This window comes from Arthrobacter sp. SLBN-112 (assembly GCF_030944625.1).
Lineage (GTDB): Bacteria > Actinomycetota > Actinomycetes > Actinomycetales > Micrococcaceae > Arthrobacter.
The window spans coordinates 2,257,144-2,274,317 of record NZ_JAUSXY010000001.1 but is presented as its reverse complement, the minus strand read 5'-3'; the positions used below and the strand labels follow the sequence as shown (position 1 = coordinate 2,274,317).

Below are 17,174 nucleotides of genomic sequence, written 5' to 3'. Positions count from 1 at the left end.
CGCCGTTCAGAGGATGCCCGCGATGCGCGGCATGGAGAGCTTGCGGCGGCCCTGCTGCGGGCGCGGGTCACGGTGTGCCAGCTTTTCCCGGAGCATGGTCCTGCCGCGGTGGATACGGGAACGGACGGTGCCGAGCTTGACGCCGAGCGCCTCGGCCACCTCGTCGTAGGACAGGCCTTCGAGGTCGCACAGGACGACGGCGGCACGGAAGTCCGGCGGGAGTTCCTCCAGGGCCGCCTGGACATCGAGGTCCAGGTTGTTCAGCTCGAAGCTCTGCTCGGGGCCGGGCTCGCGGCCAGGCAGCCGGGACTCCGCATCTTCTGCCAAGGCGTCGAAGCGGATGCGCGTCTTCCGGCGCGCCTGGTCGAGGAACAGGTTGGTGGTGATGCGGTGCAGCCAGCCGTCAAGGGTGCCCGGCTTGAAGTTTTCCAGCGAGCGGAAGACACGGACGAACACCTCCTGGGTGAGGTCCTCGGCGTCGAACTTGTTCCCGGTCAGGCGGTAGGCCAGCCGGTAGACCTTCGCGGAGTGATTGGTGACCACTTCTTCCCAGGTGGGACGGACCCACTCATCATCGGGATTGTTGACTGCAGGGACAGGTGCCACTACTGAAGATGACATCGTCCACTCCCCTCGTGGAATGCTAACGCCCGGATACTGTTGACATCTCTGATTCGGCGCCGGTCACCTTTTGGATGAGCGGATACTAATCATGTCAAACTTGGCTGGGAATTTCCTGACCGCTTGGGAACTTCAGCCTTCGGCGCAACAGTTCCTTCCCCGGCCGGGAGTGCCGGACACAGTAGGCTAAAGGGGACACTCCCCCTTCACGCCCAGAAAGCGATAATTCATGAGCGCCGACAAGTCCAGCAGCTGGTCCTATGCAGAAGATCTGCCCGCTGAGGATGAGGTCATGCTTCGGGCCCGGGAACGCTCATTCGAATTAGGCGTCGGCGCCATCAGCCCCGGTGTGGGCGCCGCCCTCACCGTCCTGGCGGCGGCGTCGAAAGCCCAGACCGCCGTCGAGATCGGCACCGGCGCCGGCGTCTCCGGCGTCTGTCTTCTGCGGGGCCTTGGTCCGCACGCCGTCCTGACCACCATTGACGTTGACGTCGAACACCTGAGGGCCGCCCGCGAAGCGTTCGCCGAGTCCGGCAGTCCCGCCAACCGCACGCGCACCATCTCCGGCCGTGCGGGCGATGTCCTGCCGCGCCTCACCGACGGCGCCTATGACCTGGTCTTCATCGACGCGGACAAGCCCGGACTGCCCGGCTACGTGGAGCAGGCCATCCGCCTCCTCAAGAGGTCGGGCCTGCTGATCATCAATGACGCCCTGGACAAGGACAAGGTGGCCAATCCGGCCGGCCGCGAGGCCACCACCGTGGTGCTGCGCCAGGTGGGCCGGGCCATCCGCGACGACGACCGGCTTGCTTCGGCGATGCTTCCCACCGGCGACGGCCTGCTGGTGGCCGTCAAGAAATAGTCCGGAAACAGGACAGGGCCCGCAGCACGAGGCCGCGGACCCTGTCCGGCAGGACTATTCGGTAACGCCTACCAGGCATTCCTTGAGGTTGGCTGCCTCGGCAGCATTCAGTTCGACAACGAGGCGCCCGCCGCCTTCGAGCGGGACGCGCATGATCAGGCTGCGGCCCTCCTTGGTGACTTCCATTGGGCCGTCGCCGGTGCGTGGTTTCATAGCCGCCATGAGGAATTCCCCTCCATTTTGTTCCAGGACTAACCAGCCCGGGCGGGCTGTGTCCGCATGTCGATCAGGCCGCTGTGGCGGGGTGGTGGCCGCCAAGGCTGCGCACTTTCTGGATGCTTGTGTCCTTGCTTACCTATCATTATCGCGGAATTACCCGCGCGTAGCTAATCGATGGACATTTCCGCGCACCTGGTATTCCTGCCCTGACCTGCGCGGAAGCCCCAATTGCTAGGGCGGATAATCGCCCCCTCCCGGCAGCTGGGCCCAGGCCCAGAGCCAGACGATCCACACGACCTGCAGCAGCAGGAACATGACCACCACGGTTCCGCGGTAGGCCCTGGACCGGGACAGGAAGACAGCTCCCAAGGCCAGTGGAAACAGTGGCAGGAGCATCCTGAAGGTACTGGTCTGCGGGTGGAGGAACATCAGCAGGTATCCCATGTAGCAGGCACACCAAAGACGGAGTTCAGTACCGAGCCGCACCACCGGGGGAAGGAACAGCATCCCGGCGAACAGCGCCACGAAAACCACCGGGGCCAGCAGGCCCAGGACGGGCCCGAAAAGTTCGACGCCGGTATCGAACCATGGCTTGAACGGCACCAGGTCCTGCCCCCGCCACACGGTTTCGGTCTTGGTGTAGGCCTGCGGGTCGCCCGTCGCGGCCCACGCTGCCGCAGGCCAGACCAGCGCTGATATACCGGCGACGGCGGTGAGTCCGGTCAGTGCCGCCAGGTCCAGGACCGAATGGGCTTCTTCATCCGCAGCCCGGACGGTACCGCGCCGTCGCCCGCCCCGGACAAAGGCAACTGCGCGGAAGACCAGCAGCAGGCCTGCCATCGCCGCGAAGGGAACGCCCACAGGCCTGGACAGGCACAGCAGGAACACCACAGGGATGGCCCACAGGTACTGGCGGCGCAGCACCAGGAGCAGGGCCCATGCGAGCAGCAGGAGGGACAACGGTTCGGCGTACGGCACCTGCAGCACGGCCGATACCGGGAAGGTGGAAAAGAACGCAACGCCCCACATGGCCTGGCCGTGGTCGGCCTTCTGCCGGAAGAGGACGTAGGCCAGCAGCGCGGCTCCCCAGCCGGCCAGCATGGCGATCAGGGTGAGCGAGGCGGCCGGATTCAGGCCGGTGAGTCTGCTGAGGCCACCGGCCAGGGCGGGAAAGAGCGGGTAGAAAGCCCATGTGTTTTCCTGCACGTTTCCGGCAGCGTCCGTGGGAAGGACGGAAGGGTAGCCGTTGGCGATGACCTGGGCATACCAGCGGGCATCCCAGATGTTGATGAAGTTCCAGTAGTCCGGCTTCGGCGGGAACCAGGGGTTGACGCCCTGGTGGAGCGCCGCGGCCATGAAGATGCACGCCGACACCACGCGGCTGGCGGCATACAGGACAGTGGTTTGGATCCACCATGGCCAGCCGCGGACGGCGGAAGCAGCCCGGTGGACCGTGTCGTTGGCAGACGCCATCGGGCTGCGGCGGGCCACCGTGCTCACAGGCCGCCCGCCCCCGGCACGGCGGTGCCGTGGGCTTCCGCGGCGCCTCCGGTGGCGGCGCCCGGGTCAATCCGTGCCGGGTCCGCGGGGGTGCCCGGGCCTACGTCGGAATCCTGCGTGCCGTCGTCGGAATCCTGCGTGCCGTCGTCGGAATCCTGGTCCGGGACGCCTTGTTCCATCGCGGCCAGCCGGCTGCGGAGCTCCGCCACTTCCCGGTTCCTGACGGCAAGTTGGTCCCGCAGGTCCTCCAGGACCTGGTCCACCTGGTCCATCCGGTAGCCGCGCAGGCCGAGCGAGAACCGCAGCTGGTTCACATCCTCCGGCCCGGCGTGCGCGGGCAGCAGCACGGGCGGGAGGTTTGCGGGCGGATCTTCGAGGCCGCCGCCCAGCAATGAGGGCAGCCCGGCACCGCCGCTACCGCGGGAGCGCCGGCCCAGGCCGGCCCACAGGACCGCTGCCACCAGGATGACAGCGAGGAAAACCAGAAAGAAACTCACTGTCCCATCGTGCCAGATCCATGGCCCCTGTCCCTTGGCCCTCAGCGCGGAACCGCACCTGAGCGCGGACCCGGGGCTACTCCGGCCGCTGCTCCCCGCTCAGCGACGGGGTCACGGCGACGTGAAGCACCCGGTCCACCGCTTCCGCGGGATCGTCAACGAGCTGGATGAGGTCCAGGTCCTTCTCCGAGACCATTCCTTCGGCCACCAGGGTGCCCCGGATCCATTCGATCATGGGCCCCCAGAACTCCACGCCCAGGAGCACGATCGGGAAGGACGTCACCTTCCGCGTCTGGACCAGGACCATGGCCTCGAACAGCTCATCAAGGGTGCCCAGGCCGCCCGGCAGCACAATAAAGCCCTGCGCGTATTTGACGAACATGGTCTTGCGGGCAAAGAAGTAACGGAAGTTGATCCCCAGGTCCACCCACTGGTTCAGGCCCTGCTCGAAGGGCAGCTCGATGCCCAGGCCCACCGATACGCCGTTGCCTTCCACCGTGCCCCGGTTGGCCGCCTCCATGGACCCCGGTCCGCCGCCGGTAATGACCGCGACGCCGGCCTCGGCGAGCTTGCGCCCCACTTCCACGCCCATTTCGTAGTACTTGCTGCCGGGCTTGGTCCGGGCCGAACCAAAAACGCTGACAGCCTTTCCGATGTCCGCCAGCGCACCGAATCCTTCGACGAATTCGCTCTGGATCCGCAGGACCCGCCAGGGGTCGGTGTGGACGAACTGGCCGGGGCCCTTGGTATCGAGCAGATGCTGGTCAGACATTTCCACGGCGGCCTGCTTGCGGCGCAGCTCAAGGGGCCCCTTGCGGCGTGGCTGGGAAGTCTTGGCCGGATCTGCGTTGGTACTCATTCCCCTAGGCTAACCTCCAACTCCAGGTATCTCTTGAATCACGATCGGCATGAACTTGGGGTGATTGGCGTCATAACCCACCGTTGTTCGCTAGATTCTTTCCTATGACTACTCATGTGCCCGGCGATGCTCTCGTCTCCCTGAACGCCGTTAATAAGCATTACGGCCAGCTGCACGTTCTGAAGGACATCAACCTCCAGGTCCGCAAGGGCGAGGTTGTTGTGGTCATCGGACCCTCGGGCTCCGGTAAGTCCACCCTCTGCCGGGCGATCAACCGCCTGGAGACCATCGAGGGCGGAACCATCAGCATCGACGGGAAGGTCCTGCCGGAAGAAGGCAAGGAGCTGGCCAAGCTCCGCGCCGACGTCGGAATGGTTTTCCAGTCCTTCAACCTGTTCGCGCACAAGACCATCCTTGAAAACGTCACGCTTGGACCCATCAAGGTCAAGGGGGCGTCGAAGGCGGCGGCTGAAAAAGAGGCCATGGCCTTGCTGGAGCGCGTCGGCGTCGGCCAGCAGGCACCCAAGCTTCCGGCCCAGCTCTCCGGCGGCCAGCAGCAGCGCGTTGCTATTGCCCGCGCCTTGGCAATGAAGCCAAAGGTCATGCTTTTCGACGAGCCGACCTCCGCGCTCGACCCCGAAATGATCAACGAGGTCCTGGACGTCATGGTGCAGCTGGCCAAAGAAGGCATGACCATGATCGTGGTCACCCACGAGATGGGCTTTGCCCGCAAGGCTGCAGACCGAGTGGTTTTCATGGCCGACGGCCAGATCGTCGAAGACGAGTCGCCGGAGGAGTTCTTCACCAACCCGAAGAGCGACCGCGCCAAGGACTTCCTGTCCAAGCTCCTCACCCACTAAGCACACACACCGCACCCCTCCGGCCGCTGCGGGCGGCCGACCAATGAAAGGTATCTGATGAAGAACTTCTTTACCCGGAAGAAGCCACTGTTTGTAGCGGCAACCGCGGCGCTGGCTCTTTCCCTCAGCGCCTGTGGTGGTTCCGGAGGCGGCGGCACGGCTCCCTCCGGCTCGGACGAGGCTCCGTACAAGGTTGCTGACAACGTCACCCTGACGGGCAGCCCCACCTATGACGCCATCAAGTCCAGCGGCAAGGTCCGCATCGGCGTCAAGCAGGACCAGCCCGGCCTCGGCTTCAAGGACGCAGCGACCGGTGAGTACACCGGCTTCGACATCGAAATCGCCAAGTGGATCGCTGCATCCCTGGGCGTCAGCAAGGACAAGATCGAATTCAAGCCGATCCCGTCTGCCAACCGCGAGTCCGCCATCACCAACGGCGACATCGACTACTACGTCGGCACCTACTCCATCACGGACAAGCGCAAGCAGCTGATCGACTTCGCTGGTCCCTACTTCGTCACCGGGCAGGGCCTGTTGGTGAAGAAGGACAACTCCAGCATCAACAGCGAGAAGGACCTCTCGGGCAAGAATGTCTGCTCGGCCACGGGTTCCACTCCGATCCAGAACATCAAGGCAAACTTCCCGGACACCAAGACCACTGAGTTTGACACCTACTCGCAGTGCGTCGAGGCACTCAAGAGCGGCCAGGTTGACGCGGTAACCACCGACCAGGCCATCCTGCTCGGCTACGCTGCCCAGGAACCGGACAGCCTGAAGGTTGTCGGCCAGCCGTTCACCACTGAAAAGTACGGCGTCGGCCTGAAGAAGGGCGATACCGCACTGCGTCAGTTCATGAACAAGACGTTCACCGACGGTAACTCTGTGTGGCAGAAGATCTACGACCAGACGCTGGGCCAGTCGGGCACGAAGGTCGAACAGCCCAAGGTAGAGAACTACTAAACCAAAGTTGAGGGGGCGGCCCTGCAGCCGCCCCCTCTTCCACTGTCGAAAGCGACGATTCTGTGAATACGCTGCTGAACAATTCGGATCTCTTCGTTACGGGTTTCCGGAACACACTCATACTTTTCTTCTTCTCGGCGATCTTCGCCCTGATCCTCGGTACCGTCGTTGCCGCCCTCCGGGTCTCCCCCGTTCCCGCCATGCGCGCGACGGCAACGCTCTACGTCAACGTGGTGCGCAATACCCCGCTGACGCTGGTCCTCTTCTTCTTCGCCCTCGGGTACCCGAAGCTGGGCCTTGTGCCGATCGACTTCACGACCGCCGCCATCATTGGCCTGAGCCTGTACACCGCCACCTACGTGGCGGAGGCGGTCCGTTCCGGGATTAACACCGTGCCGGTGGGCCAGGCCGAGGCTGCCCGCGCCATCGGCTTGCCGTTTACCCAATCGCTGACCCTCGTGATCCTGCCGCAGGCTTTCCGCGCCGTCATCCCGCCGATGTTCAGTGTGTTTATCGCCCTGCTCAAGAACACCACTGTCGCCGCCGGGTTCTCGGTCTTTGAAGCCGGCGCCATCCGCGCAAACCTCTCCGAGCGCGGTGAACCCGCGCTGACCGGTCTGCTGTGGGTCGCCTTGGTGTTCATCATCCTTGTCTTCATCCTTTCCGCGCTGCAGCGAAAGCTTGAACAGAAGTGGAAGGTTTCACGATGAGTTCAATCCTTTTTGACGCTCCCGGCCCCAAGGCACGCTCCCGGTACCGGCTTCTTGGTGTCGTCACCGCCCTCGTGATCCTGCTGATCGTCGGATTCGTCGTACTGCGCTTGGCCCAGAGCGGCCAGTTCGACGCGAAGAAGTGGCAGTTGTTCACCTTCCCGCTGGTGCAGCAGACCATAGCCCAGTCCGTCGGTGCCACCCTGTCCGCCTTCGCCACCGCGGCAGTCCTGAGCCTGATCCTCGGCGTGCTGCTGGCATTTGGCCGGTTGTCCGACCGACGCTGGATCAGTGCTCCGTGTTACGGCTTCACGGAGTTGTTCCGCGCCGTTCCGCTGCTGATCCTGATGATGATCTTCTACTACGGCCTGCCCACCGTCGGGATCCAGGGAATCACGCCGTTCACCGCCGTGGTTGCCGGGCTGGTGTTGTACAACGGGTCTGTCCTTGCCGAGGTCTTCCGGGCGGGCATCGAGTCGCTGCCGAGGGGCCAGAGCGAAGCCGGGTATGCGATCGGCCTGCCCAAGAGCAAGGTCATGACCAGCATCCTGCTGCCCCAGGCCGTCCGGTCCATGCTTCCGGTGATCATTTCCCAACTCGTGGTCATCTTGAAGGACACCGCACTCGGGTTCATCGTTACCTACAACGAGATCCTCTTCCAGGCGAAGTACTTCGGCAGCCAGATCCAGTACGGATCCCCGATTATCCCGGCAGCCATTGTTGCCGCGGTGCTCTATGTGGGAATGTGCCTGATCCTGGCCGCTTTCGCCAAATGGCTGGAGCGCAGGCTCTCGCGCAAGCCCGGCGCAGCAGTCATACCAGCGGCTGCCGTTCCCGCCGAGGTATAAACAGCACCGGCTGCACCGTCGACGGGAAGGGCCCGGAACCGTAAGGTTCCGGGCCCTTCCCATGTTTCACCTCCGAGTCCGAGGCTCGTCGTCAACGGGCCGCCGTCCTAGCCGGCGAGCCACTCCTCAAGGGCGCGGAGGCACGTGCGGATGGCGTCGGCGGAAACGTGCTCGTCGTCCTTGTGCGCCAGCAGCGGATCACCAGGGCCGAAGTTCACCGCCGGGATACCCAGTTCGCTGAAGCGGGCGACGTCGGTCCAGCCGTATTTGGGCTTGGGCGCGGCTCCCACGGCGGCAACGAAGGAGGCCGCAGCCGGGTGCTGAAGGCCAGGCCTGGCGCCGGCGGCGGCATCGGTGCGGACCACGTCGAAGCCGGCAAGCAGCTCCCGGATGTGGGCTTCCGCTTGGTCCGGCGTTTTGTCCGGGGCAAACCGGTAGTTGATCTCCACCACGCATCGGTCCGGGATGACGTTGCCGGCCGTGCCGCCGTTGATCTTCACCGCATTAAGGCTTTCACGGTAATCGAGGCCGTCAACGTTGACGGTACGTGGCTCGTAGGCCGCGAGGCGGGCAAGGATGGGCGCCGCGGCGTGAATGGCGTTGCTGCCCATCCATGCGCGGGCCGAGTGGGCCGCCTCCCCCACCGTGGTGGCTTCGAACCGGCTGGTCCCGTTGCAGCCGCCCTCCACCGTGCCGTCCGTCGGCTCCAGCAGGATGGCGAAGTCACCCTGCAACAGGTCGCCATGGTTCCGGACCAGGCGTCCCAGGCCACTCTTCACCGCTTCCACTTCTTCATGGTCGTAAAACACAAACGTGACATCCCGCTTGGGCTGCCTGCCGCCGTCGAACAAGCCTGCCGCCAGGGCCAGCTGGACCGCCACGCCGCCCTTCATGTCAGTGGCGCCGCGGCCATAGAGGATGCCCTCGCCCGGAACTCCGGAGTCCCACGTTGAGGGGACGGTGCCGCGGGAGCCCTCGGTCTGGGGCAGCGGGACGGTGTCCAGGTGGCCCGCCAGGATCACGCGCTCGGCCAGGCCGAGTTCGGTGCGGGCGATGATGGCGTCGCCGTCGCGAACCACGGTCATTTGGGGGATCTCCGCCAGGGCGGCCTCCACAGCGTCCGCGAGCTGTTTCTCGTTGCCGGACACGCTGTTGATGTCCATCACTGCTGCGGTCAGCAACGCCACGTCCTGCTGCAGGTCAAGGATGGACACGGACGATTCGGGGGCGGTTTCAGCAGTCACGAAGCCAGTCTAGTTCGAACCGCCTGCCCGCCCCTCGATAGACTGGAGCACATGACTGAGACCGCTTCCTCCGCCGTGCCCGAAACCCTCACCACAGACCCCGATAACCGTTCGGCCTACGGCTTTGGTATTGCCACCATCGCCACCGGCGACGCAAGCGTCCTGGATGTCTGGTTCCCGGCGCCGGCGCTTGGTGTCGCGGCCGGGAACCTCCGTTCGGTGGAGCACGCCGACGAGGCCCTGACCCGCATTGCCGAGAACGGCGCGGACGAGGACCGCGGGACCGAGCAGAAGGTGGTCTTTGTCCAGATCAACCTCGATGAAGCCCCCGCGGACACCGCCGACACCTACCTCCGCCTGCACCTCCTCTCGCACCGGCTGGTCCAGCCCAACACCATCAACCTCGACGGCATCTTCGGCAAGCTCCCCAACGTCGTGTGGACCAACTTCGGCCCCGCCCCCGTCGAAGGCTTCGAACTGACCCGCGCCAAGCTCCGCAGGCGCGGCGCCGTCACCGTCTACGGCATCGACAAGTTCCCGCGCATGGTGGACTACGTGGTACCCACCGGAGTCCGGATTGCCGACGCCGACAGGGTCCGCCTTGGCGCACACCTCGCCGCCGGCACCACCGTCATGCACGAGGGCTTCGTCAACTACAACGCCGGAACCCTGGGCACCTCCATGGTGGAGGGCCGCATTTCCGCCGGCGTGGTGGCCGGCGACGGCAGTGACGTGGGCGGCGGGGCATCCATCATGGGCACCCTGTCCGGAGGCGGCAAGGAGAAGATCACCATCGGTGAGCGCGTCCTCCTCGGTGCCAACTCCGGCGTCGGTATCAGCATCGGCGACGACTCCGTTGTCGAAGCCGGCCTCTACGTCACGGCAGGCACCCGCGTACGCATCCCGGGGCCCAAGGACGAGGTAGGCGAAGACACCACCAAGATCGTCAAGGCCGTCGAACTCTCCGGCGTGCCCAACCTGCTGTTCCGCCGCAACTCCACCACCGGGGCCGTCGAGGCCCTCCCCCGCGCCGGCCAGACCGTTGAGTTGAACGACGCCCTGCACGCCAACTGAATCCTTCGGTGGGACGCAGACGCGGCCTGCGCCGCCTGGCGGTGCTGTTGCTTGCCCTCGCGCTGGCAGCGGGCGGCATCTATACCGCGGTGTACTTCGTGCAGCGTTCCGAAACCCTCGTTTCGGAACGCTGCACCGCCTCAGCCGGCAACCGCAGCGGTGAACTGGCTCCGGACCAGGCGGCCAACGCCGCCCTCATCACCGCTGTGGCTGTGCGGCGGGGATTGCCCGCCCGGGCTGCCACCATCGCCCTTGCCACTGCCATGCAGGAGTCAAAGCTCCGCAACATCGGCCACGGTGACCAGGCCGGACCGGATTCGCGGGGACTCTTCCAGCAGCGGCCGTCCCAGGGCTGGGGAACCGAAGCACAAATCATGGACCCGTACTACGCCGTAAACGCTTTCTACGACGCACTGGTGAAGATTCCGGGGTACGAGGCACTGGACATCACGGAGGCCGCCCAGCGGGTGCAGCACTCCGCCCATCCCGAAGCCTACGCCCAGCACGAGGATATGGGGCGGGCGTTCGCCTCCGGTCTAACGGGCCAGACCAAGGAGGGGGTCCAGTGCACGCTGCGCTCGGCCACGGCCGCAGGGGACGTGGCCGCGGTAGCCGGCGAGCTGGAGCAGGCTTACGGCGGCGTGGATTCCCAGGCTGATGGCGACACCCTGGTGGTGGAAGCCGACGGAGCGATGGCGTGGTCTATCGCCCAGTGGGCAGTTGCCAATGCAAAGGATCTGTCCGTGACCCGCGTTGACGTTGCCGGGCGCGCCTGGCAACGTTCGGGCGGCAACGGCTGGCAGGATTCGACCACGGCGGACGGGCGGGTGCGCATCACGGTGCGGCAGAACGACGGCGGCAGTTGAGGCTGCCGGGTCAGACCAGGATTTCCAGCACGGGCTGGACATAGCTGCGGAACAGCTCAGGCTGGCTCATCAGTTCCTGGCTCATGATGATCTTGTCCGGTTCAAGGTACCAGGCCCGCTGCTCGTCCAGCGGCAGTTCGATGATGGTCAGGCGGAAGTCCCTCGAATCCCGGCCGATTTCCATCAGCCTGTCATCCACCATGTCCGCAAGAAGCTGGTCCGTTCCGCTGGCGCCCCGTTCCCCCTCCAGCTCCGCATACTCGCTCCTGCGTTCCCTGGCCCAGGTGAGAGCAGAGCCGAAGTGCGCCTGCAGGACCCGCTGCAGGGCGGGGGAATTGCCGAACGCCTCAAAATCCGGCGGGGAGAGTTCGGGCGCCGTCTGCGGGTACGCCTTGAGCAGTTGCTCCCACCACGCCTCCCACTCGGTCTTCAGGGCGTTGAGCCCACCGACCTCTGAGGTGAGGTGGGTATGGTCGGCGGACCTGACCTTGGGGGCCGCGTGGGACAGCATTGGACGGCCCACTCCGTTGAGGCCGGCCGCGTCCCGGACGTAGAGAGCAATCATCATCGGCCCGGACGTATCCGTGGTGATCTGCCATCCTGAACCGCTTGCGTGGTGCATTCAAAGTCCTTCCGTGGCCGACTTCTGCCGGGCGTTGTGCTGCAGTCCGGCGTACCGGCTTTCAGTCTATTCCCGCAGGCCATCCGCGGTAGTGCCGGACATGCTCCAGGTACGGCTCAACGTGCCAGCCCGTCCAGGTGCCGCTCAAGGACATCGCCGCACATCTGCGCAGTCATCCAGCCCGGCTGCAGCAAGGCGTGCATGCATAGGCCGTCCAGCGTGGCCAGCAACCGCTCCGCCTCTACCACCAGGTTCTCCTGCGGTTCATCCGGCAGCAGCGAGGCAACCACACGCCCGATGACGGCAGCGACCTCCCGGTGGCTGCGGTCCGCAACGGCTGCAAGGAATGGCCTGATCCGCGCCGCGTTCTTGAAGGCCATCCACGCGCATGCCTCCACCGCACTTTCCTGGTCCAGGGGCAACAACCCGCCCAGCAGGGTTAAAACGGCCTGGCGGTGTTCCGGGCTGCCGTGGACGGCGCCGTCCACGGCGGGCAGCAGGCCCTGAAGCCTGCCGACGACGCGGTCTACGACTGCTCCAAATGAGAAGGCCAGGAGCTCATCGCTTCCTGCGAAGTAGTGCCGAACGGAACCGACCGCCAGGCCGGCTTCGTCGGCCACTTCGCGCAGCGAAGCGCGTTCAAGCCCGTCAACGGCGATGATGCGGAGAACCGCCTGGACCACATCCTGCCGCCGGGCACCTGCATCTACAATTTTGGGCACCATCCTTAGTAGCACACTTGTGCTTCTTTTTGCGTGTCACATCGCGCCCACCATCCGGCAAGCAGGGGCGGCCGGCACCTGCCGTGGGATAGCGTTGAGGCATGAAAATCTTGGTTACAGGTGGCACCGGCTACATCGGTTCCCACACTGTTCTTTCCCTGCAGGAAGCCGGCCACGACGTCGTTGTCATCGACAACCTCGTCAATTCGAGCGAAGAGTCGCTGCGGCGGGTTGCCGAGCTCAGCGGCAAGGCCGCCGAGTTCCACCACGTCGACCTTGTGGACGAGGCCGCCGTCGAAAAGGTCTTTGCCGGCAGCGCCATCGACGCCGTGATCCATTTCGCCGGCCTGAAGGCCGTCGGTGAGTCGGTTCGGGAGCCGCTGCACTACTACTACAACAACCTTGTAGGCACCCTGAACCTGATCCGCGTCATGGACCGGCACGACGTCCGGTCCATCGTGTTCAGCTCGTCAGCCACCGTCTACGGGGAGCACAACCCCATCCCGTACGTGGAAAAGATGGAGATCGGCGCCAACAACCCGTACGGGCGAACCAAGGAACAGATCGAGGACATCCTCTCGGACCTCGGCGCGGCGGATTCCCGCTGGCACATAGCACTCCTGCGCTACTTCAATCCGGTGGGCGCGCACCCGTCGGGCCGGATCGGCGAAGACCCCCAGGGCATTCCCAACAACCTGGTTCCGTTCATCGCCCAGGTGGCCGTGGGCCGCCGCGAGAAGCTGATGGTCTTCGGCGGCGACTACGACACCCCGGACGGCACCTGCCTGCGCGACTACATCCACGTCGTCGACCTGGCGGAAGGTCACGTGGCCGCACTGAACCACATCGCCGCACGCACCGGCGTCTTCCGCTGGAACCTGGGCTCCGGCAAGGGTTCCTCCGTCCTGGAGGTCCTGCGCTCCTTCGAAAAGGCCGTCGGCCAGCCCATCCCCTATGAGATCACCGGCCGCCGCGCGGGAGACCTTCCGGCTTTCTGGGCGGACGCCACGTCCGCGCTGGCGGATTTGAGCTGGTCCACCACCAAGACCGTGGACCAGATGTGCGAGGACCACTGGCGCTGGCAGAAGAACAACCCGCAGGGCTACGCCTCCTAGCCCCATCGAGTGCTCCGTACTTGTCGTTTTGGAGACCGAGAACGACAAGGGGCCCACGCCGGCGAGGGCCCGGCCCGAGCTTGCGAGGGCAGGGAGCCGGTGGGGAGCAATCGATTAACGCAAAAGCGGCCGCTCACCTGAGGTGGGCGGCCGCCGTCGTCATTCAGCCGGTGGGGATTCAGCGTGCCGGGTAGTCCCGCTCCGGCTCGCCGATGTACAGCTGGCGCGGGCGGCCGATCTTGGTGTTGGGGTCGCTGATCATTTCACGCCACTGCGCGATCCATCCCGGCAGGCGGCCAATGGCGAACAGGACGGTGAACATCTTTTCCGGGAAGCCCATCGCCTTGTAGATCAGGCCGGTGTAGAAGTCCACATTCGGGTAGAGCTTGCGTTGGATGAAGTAGTCATCGCTGAGCGCCTTCTCCTCCAGCCGCATGGCGATGTCCAGCAGCTCGTCGTTGCCGCCGAGCTTGCTGAGGATCTCGTGGGCCGTGGCCTTGACGATCTTGGCGCGCGGATCGTAGTTCTTGTAGACCCGGTGCCCGAAGCCCATGAGGCGGACGCCGTCTTCCTTGTTCTTGACCTTCTCCATGTAGTCCTCGGGCTTGAGGCCCTCGGCCTGGATCTGGCGGAGCATCTTCAGGACGGCTTCATTGGCGCCGCCGTGGGCGGGGCCGAAGAGTGCGTTGATGCCTGCGGAAACGGAGGCGAAGAGGTTGGCGTTGGAGGAGCCCACCAGGCGCACCGTGGAGGTGGAGCAGTTCTGCTCGTGGTCCGCGTGCAGGATGAGGAGCAGGTCCAGTGCCTTGACGATCACCGGGTCCAGCTCGTACTGCTCGGCCGGCAGGCCGAAGCTGAGGCGCAGGAAGTTCTCCACCAGGTTCATGGAGTTGTCCGGGTACAGCATGGGCTGGCCGATGGACTTCTTGTGCGCGTAAGCGGCGATGACCGGCAGCTTGGCCATCAGGCGGATGGTGGAAACCTCCACCTGTTCGGCGTTGAACGGGTCCAGCGAGTCCTGGTAGAACGTGGACAGGGCGGATACTGCGGAGGACAGCACCGGCATCGGGTGCGCGTCGCGGGGGAAGCCGCCGAAGAAGCCCTTGAGCTCCTCGTGCAGCAGGGTGTGGCGCCGGATCTTCTGGTCGAACTCGTCCAGCTCGGTGGGCGTCGGCAGGTTGCCGTAGATCAGCAGGTAGGACACCTCAAGGAAGCTGGAGTGCTGCGCCAGCTGCTCGATGGGGTATCCGCGGTAGCGCAGGATGCCCGCATCGCCATCGATGTAGGTGATTGCCGAGGTGGTTGCTGCGGTGTTCATGAAGCCGGGGTCAAAAGTCACGGCGCCGGTCTGCTTCAGCAGCTTGGAGACGTCGTAACCCTCGTTCCCTTCAACAACCTGGATGCGCGGGAGCTTCAGCTCGCCACCTGCATGGAGCAGGGTCGCAGCATTGTTGGTCTCAGTCATGGAGTCCCCTTCATGAGGCGTCTGGGCCTCTGTCGAAAGCTTGATCCAACATCAGGTGAGCCGCGCACTGATCCTGAGAAGACAGGTTCCAACACCCGGGCTGCCTTCTTGTAGAAAGCCACCATTGATAGTCACTTAAAAACTACCGCTCCTTGGCGGGTGTCACTAATCCGTGGCCTGCCGATACGGCCTAAAATGCCCCGGATGTGGGACGAGTCACACGAATATTACGTGCCCTTAGGAGCCCGCTCCTGCCAGCCTGGCCACCGCTGCGTCAATGCGCTCGTCGGAGCCGGTCAGGGCAACCCTGACAAAGCCGTTGCCGGCATCACCATAGAAGACGCCCGGGCCCACCACGATGCCCAGGTCCGCGAGCCGGGCCACCGTGTCCCAGGTGTCCTCGCCCGCGGTGGACCAGAGGTACAGTCCAGCGTCGGATTCCTTGATCTGCAGGCCAAAGTCCAGCAGCGCAGGCACCAGCCGTTCACGCCGGCCGCGGTAGAGGTCCTTCTGGGCCTCAACATGCGCGTCGTCGCCCAGCGCCACCCGCATGGCCTCCTGGACCGGGTACGGGACGATCATGCCCGCGTGCTTGCGGCTGTTGACCAGGTTGGGCATCAGACCGGGATCGCCGGCCACGAATGCCGCCCGGTAGCCGGCCAGGTTTGACTGCTTGCTCAGCGAGTAGACGGCGAGCAGGCCTTGGTGCGAGCCGCCGGCCACGCGGGGATCAAGGATGCTGGGTACCCGCCGGCCGCCGCGCTGGACGTCCCAGTCCCCCCAGCCAAGCTCTGCATAGCATTCATCGGAGGCCACCACGGCACCCAGTTCACGGGCCTGGACCACCAGCGCTTTCAGGGACTCCGCGTCCCGCACGCTGCCGGTGGGGTTGCCGGGCGAATTGACCCAGATGAGGCGCACGCGGGCGCGGGTGGCGTCGTCGAGCTCGTCCAGGTTGTCCGTGGCCACCGAGGTGACTCCGGCAAGTGTTGCTCCGATGTCGTACGTGGGGTACGCCACCTTGGGGCGTACGACGACGTCGCCGGGCTTGAGGCCCAGCAGCAGCGGAAGCCACGCAACGAGTTCCTTGGAACCCACCGTGGGCATGATATTGCGGGGATCCAGGCCGGACACTCCGCGCCGCCGTTCGAACCAGCCGGCGATGGCCTCCCGAAGCGCCGGCGTGCCATGCACAGTGGGATAGCCCGGGGCGTCGGCGGCGGCCTTCAGGGCGTCCTGGACCAGTTGCGGTGTGGGGTCGACGGGGGTTCCGATGGAAAGGTTGACCGCTCCCCCGGGATGCTCCGAGGCTTTGGCCACGTACGGCGCCATGGCCTCCCAGGGGTAATCGGGCAGGGCCAGGCCAAACGAATTCACTGCTGCTGTCACGGCTTTCGTCCGGGTCAGTGGTCTTGGTTCTGCGGCGGCAGCGCGGCGATCATGGGGTGGTCCTTGCCCGTGTTGCCGATCTTGGCTGCGCCGCCCGGGGATCCAAGGTCATCGAAGAACTCGACGTTCGCCTTGTAGTAGTCAGCCCACTCATCCGGGGTGTCATCCTCGTAGTAAATGGCCTCCACCGGGCAGACGGGTTCGCAGGCGCCGCAGTCGACGCACTCGTCCGGATGGATGTACAGCGAACGCTCGCCCTCATAGATGCAGTCCACGGGGCATTCTTCGATGCATGCCTTGTCCTTAACATCCACACACGGCTGCGCGATTACGTACGTCACGTCCCTGGCCTCTCCACGTTGGGTTCCGGCGACCCGCCGGCACTTGCATCCGGCAGCACGGCCGGACTCTTGACATCTGAGCCTATTATCTCCCAGCCCGTTCCCGCGAACCTAGCCGGCGCCCTAGTATGAACTGGTGAGTCTGCCTGATGCCGCGCCTGCCCGGTTCCTTTCCGCCGCGGCGCCCGGTACGCGTGTCGTGGTTCGCTACCGGATAGAAGGGGGCCTGACCGACGCCCTGGGCCACCTGCTGGCGTGCGACGCCGGGTCCTGCACCATCCGCACCCGCCGGGCCGACGTCGTCATTCCGCTCGGGCGTGTCGTGGCGGCAAAGGAAGTTCCACCGGCTCCCCCGCGGCGCACCGCGCGCTGAGGGCCCCGCTCGGCGCGCCGCGACTGC

General features: G+C 65.2%; 20 protein-coding genes. 9 read left to right on the top strand and 11 right to left on the bottom strand.

Going from position 1 to position 17,174, the window contains the following annotated elements; translation table 11 throughout:
* Positions 1 to 6: 6 nt before the first annotated feature.
* The gene (gene sigE, locus QF050_RS10745) at positions 7 to 621 is read right to left on the bottom strand and encodes an RNA polymerase sigma factor SigE (protein WP_285244300.1); all 615 of its coding nucleotides are present in this window, start codon (positions 619 to 621) and stop codon (positions 7 to 9) included.
* A gap of 229 nt (positions 622 to 850) precedes the next feature.
* Here sigE and QF050_RS10740 point away from each other — a divergent pair, with 229 nt between their 5' ends.
* Complete coding sequence (locus QF050_RS10740) at positions 851 to 1,483, top strand: O-methyltransferase (protein ID WP_308930419.1); 633 nt, start codon at positions 851 to 853, stop codon at positions 1,481 to 1,483.
* Between the two features lie 54 nt (positions 1,484 to 1,537).
* Here the strand turns inward: QF050_RS10740 and QF050_RS10735 are convergent, their stop codons facing one another.
* The 4 genes from QF050_RS10735 to QF050_RS10720 all read right to left on the bottom strand — a co-directional run bounded on the left by QF050_RS10735 (position 1,538) and on the right by QF050_RS10720 (position 4,558).
* Positions 1,538 to 1,705, bottom strand: coding sequence for a DUF3117 domain-containing protein (locus QF050_RS10735; RefSeq protein ID WP_009357720.1), 168 nt, complete (start codon positions 1,703 to 1,705; stop codon positions 1,538 to 1,540).
* Between the two features lie 228 nt (positions 1,706 to 1,933).
* Complete coding sequence (locus QF050_RS10730) at positions 1,934 to 3,202, bottom strand: hypothetical protein (RefSeq protein ID WP_308930418.1); 1,269 nt, start codon at positions 3,200 to 3,202, stop codon at positions 1,934 to 1,936.
* Complete coding sequence (locus tag QF050_RS10725; RefSeq protein ID WP_308930417.1) at positions 3,199 to 3,699, bottom strand: DivIVA domain-containing protein; 501 nt, start codon at positions 3,697 to 3,699, stop codon at positions 3,199 to 3,201. Before QF050_RS10725 ends, QF050_RS10730 begins: the two co-directional genes overlap by 4 nt.
* Before the next feature lie 76 nt (positions 3,700 to 3,775).
* On the bottom strand, positions 3,776 to 4,558 hold the full coding sequence (locus tag QF050_RS10720; RefSeq protein ID WP_308930416.1) for a TIGR00730 family Rossman fold protein: 783 nt from the start codon (positions 4,556 to 4,558) through the stop codon (positions 3,776 to 3,778).
* Between the two features lie 104 nt (positions 4,559 to 4,662).
* Between QF050_RS10720 and QF050_RS10715 the strand changes: the two genes are divergently transcribed.
* The 4 genes from QF050_RS10715 (at position 4,663) to QF050_RS10700 (ending at position 7,936) form a co-directional block, all read left to right on the top strand.
* Positions 4,663 to 5,418, top strand: coding sequence for an amino acid ABC transporter ATP-binding protein (locus tag QF050_RS10715; RefSeq protein WP_308930415.1), 756 nt, complete (start codon positions 4,663 to 4,665; stop codon positions 5,416 to 5,418).
* 57 nt (positions 5,419 to 5,475) lie between these two features.
* Positions 5,476 to 6,378 carry a glutamate ABC transporter substrate-binding protein gene (locus QF050_RS10710; RefSeq protein WP_308930414.1) on the top strand — a complete coding sequence of 301 codons (903 nt, stop codon included), beginning with the start codon at positions 5,476 to 5,478 and terminating at the stop codon, positions 6,376 to 6,378.
* A 62-nt stretch (positions 6,379 to 6,440) separates the two neighbouring features.
* Positions 6,441 to 7,088: an amino acid ABC transporter permease gene (locus QF050_RS10705; protein ID WP_308930413.1), complete on the top strand. Its 648-nt coding sequence runs from the start codon at positions 6,441 to 6,443 to the stop codon at positions 7,086 to 7,088.
* Positions 7,085 to 7,936, top strand: coding sequence for an amino acid ABC transporter permease (locus QF050_RS10700; protein ID WP_308930412.1), 852 nt, complete (start codon positions 7,085 to 7,087; stop codon positions 7,934 to 7,936). Before QF050_RS10705 ends, QF050_RS10700 begins: the two co-directional genes overlap by 4 nt.
* 107 nt (positions 7,937 to 8,043) lie before the next feature.
* Here the strand turns inward: QF050_RS10700 and dapE are convergent, their stop codons facing one another.
* Entirely contained in the window at positions 8,044 to 9,180 is a 1,137-nt protein-coding gene (dapE, locus tag QF050_RS10695; protein ID WP_308930411.1) for a succinyl-diaminopimelate desuccinylase, read from the bottom strand.
* A gap of 51 nt (positions 9,181 to 9,231) precedes the next feature.
* Here dapE and dapD point away from each other — a divergent pair, with 51 nt between their 5' ends.
* Together dapD and QF050_RS10685 are read left to right on the top strand one after the other, a co-directional pair.
* Positions 9,232 to 10,254 (top strand): 2,3,4,5-tetrahydropyridine-2,6-dicarboxylate N-succinyltransferase, encoded by a 1,023-nt coding sequence (gene dapD, locus QF050_RS10690; RefSeq protein ID WP_308930410.1) that lies wholly within the window; start codon positions 9,232 to 9,234, stop codon positions 10,252 to 10,254.
* 8 nt (positions 10,255 to 10,262) lie between these two features.
* Positions 10,263 to 11,120: a hypothetical protein gene (locus QF050_RS10685; protein ID WP_308930409.1), complete on the top strand. Its 858-nt coding sequence runs from the start codon at positions 10,263 to 10,265 to the stop codon at positions 11,118 to 11,120.
* A gap of 10 nt (positions 11,121 to 11,130) precedes the next feature.
* Here the strand turns inward: QF050_RS10685 and QF050_RS10680 are convergent, their stop codons facing one another.
* Together QF050_RS10680 and QF050_RS10675 are read right to left on the bottom strand one after the other, a co-directional pair.
* Positions 11,131 to 11,742, bottom strand: a complete 612-nt coding sequence (locus QF050_RS10680) for a hypothetical protein (protein WP_308930408.1) — start codon at positions 11,740 to 11,742, stop codon at positions 11,131 to 11,133.
* Positions 11,743 to 11,858: 116 nt separating this feature from the next.
* On the bottom strand, positions 11,859 to 12,464 hold the full coding sequence (locus QF050_RS10675) for a TetR family transcriptional regulator C-terminal domain-containing protein (protein WP_308930407.1): 606 nt from the start codon (positions 12,462 to 12,464) through the stop codon (positions 11,859 to 11,861).
* Between the two features lie 101 nt (positions 12,465 to 12,565).
* Here QF050_RS10675 and galE point away from each other — a divergent pair, with 101 nt between their 5' ends.
* Positions 12,566 to 13,579: a UDP-glucose 4-epimerase GalE gene (gene galE, locus QF050_RS10670; RefSeq protein WP_308930406.1), complete on the top strand. Its 1,014-nt coding sequence runs from the start codon at positions 12,566 to 12,568 to the stop codon at positions 13,577 to 13,579.
* Positions 13,580 to 13,757: 178 nt separating this feature from the next.
* Here galE and QF050_RS10665 read toward each other — a convergent pair whose 3' ends face one another.
* The 3 genes from QF050_RS10665 to fdxA form a co-directional block, all read right to left on the bottom strand.
* Positions 13,758 to 15,044, bottom strand: a complete 1,287-nt coding sequence (locus tag QF050_RS10665; RefSeq protein WP_056334606.1) for a citrate synthase — start codon at positions 15,042 to 15,044, stop codon at positions 13,758 to 13,760.
* 237 nt (positions 15,045 to 15,281) lie between these two features.
* Complete coding sequence (dapC, locus tag QF050_RS10660) at positions 15,282 to 16,433, bottom strand: succinyldiaminopimelate transaminase (RefSeq protein WP_308930405.1); 1,152 nt, start codon at positions 16,431 to 16,433, stop codon at positions 15,282 to 15,284.
* A 14-nt stretch (positions 16,434 to 16,447) separates the two neighbouring features.
* Positions 16,448 to 16,774, bottom strand: a complete 327-nt coding sequence (gene fdxA, locus QF050_RS10655) for a ferredoxin (protein WP_009356972.1) — start codon at positions 16,772 to 16,774, stop codon at positions 16,448 to 16,450.
* 136 nt (positions 16,775 to 16,910) lie between these two features.
* Between fdxA and QF050_RS10650 the strand changes: the two genes are divergently transcribed.
* Positions 16,911 to 17,147, top strand: a complete 237-nt coding sequence (locus QF050_RS10650) for a hypothetical protein (protein ID WP_308930404.1) — start codon at positions 16,911 to 16,913, stop codon at positions 17,145 to 17,147.
* Positions 17,148 to 17,174 lie beyond the last annotated feature (27 nt).

Excerpts from the sequence above, each read along its gene's own strand:
- QF050_RS10720 (WP_308930416.1), bottom strand. The coding sequence starts at position 4,558 with ATGAGTACCAACGCAGATCCGGCCAAGACTTCCCAGCCACGCCGCAAG.
- QF050_RS10700 (WP_308930412.1), top strand. The coding sequence starts at position 7,085 with ATGAGTTCAATCCTTTTTGACGCTCCCGGCCCCAAGGCACGCTCCCGG.
- QF050_RS10735 (WP_009357720.1), bottom strand. The coding sequence starts at position 1,705 with ATGGCGGCTATGAAACCACGCACCGGCGACGGCCCAATGGAAGTCACC.
- QF050_RS10715 (WP_308930415.1), top strand. The coding sequence starts at position 4,663 with ATGACTACTCATGTGCCCGGCGATGCTCTCGTCTCCCTGAACGCCGTT.
- QF050_RS10665 (WP_056334606.1), bottom strand. The coding sequence starts at position 15,044 with ATGACTGAGACCAACAATGCTGCGACCCTGCTCCATGCAGGTGGCGAG.
- QF050_RS10680 (WP_308930408.1), bottom strand. The coding sequence starts at position 11,742 with ATGCACCACGCAAGCGGTTCAGGATGGCAGATCACCACGGATACGTCC.
- QF050_RS10710 (WP_308930414.1), top strand. The coding sequence starts at position 5,476 with ATGAAGAACTTCTTTACCCGGAAGAAGCCACTGTTTGTAGCGGCAACC.
- sigE (WP_285244300.1), bottom strand. The coding sequence starts at position 621 with ATGTCATCTTCAGTAGTGGCACCTGTCCCTGCAGTCAACAATCCCGAT.
- QF050_RS10740 (WP_308930419.1), top strand. The coding sequence starts at position 851 with ATGAGCGCCGACAAGTCCAGCAGCTGGTCCTATGCAGAAGATCTGCCC.
- galE (WP_308930406.1), top strand. The coding sequence starts at position 12,566 with ATGAAAATCTTGGTTACAGGTGGCACCGGCTACATCGGTTCCCACACT.
- dapD (WP_308930410.1), top strand. The coding sequence starts at position 9,232 with ATGACTGAGACCGCTTCCTCCGCCGTGCCCGAAACCCTCACCACAGAC.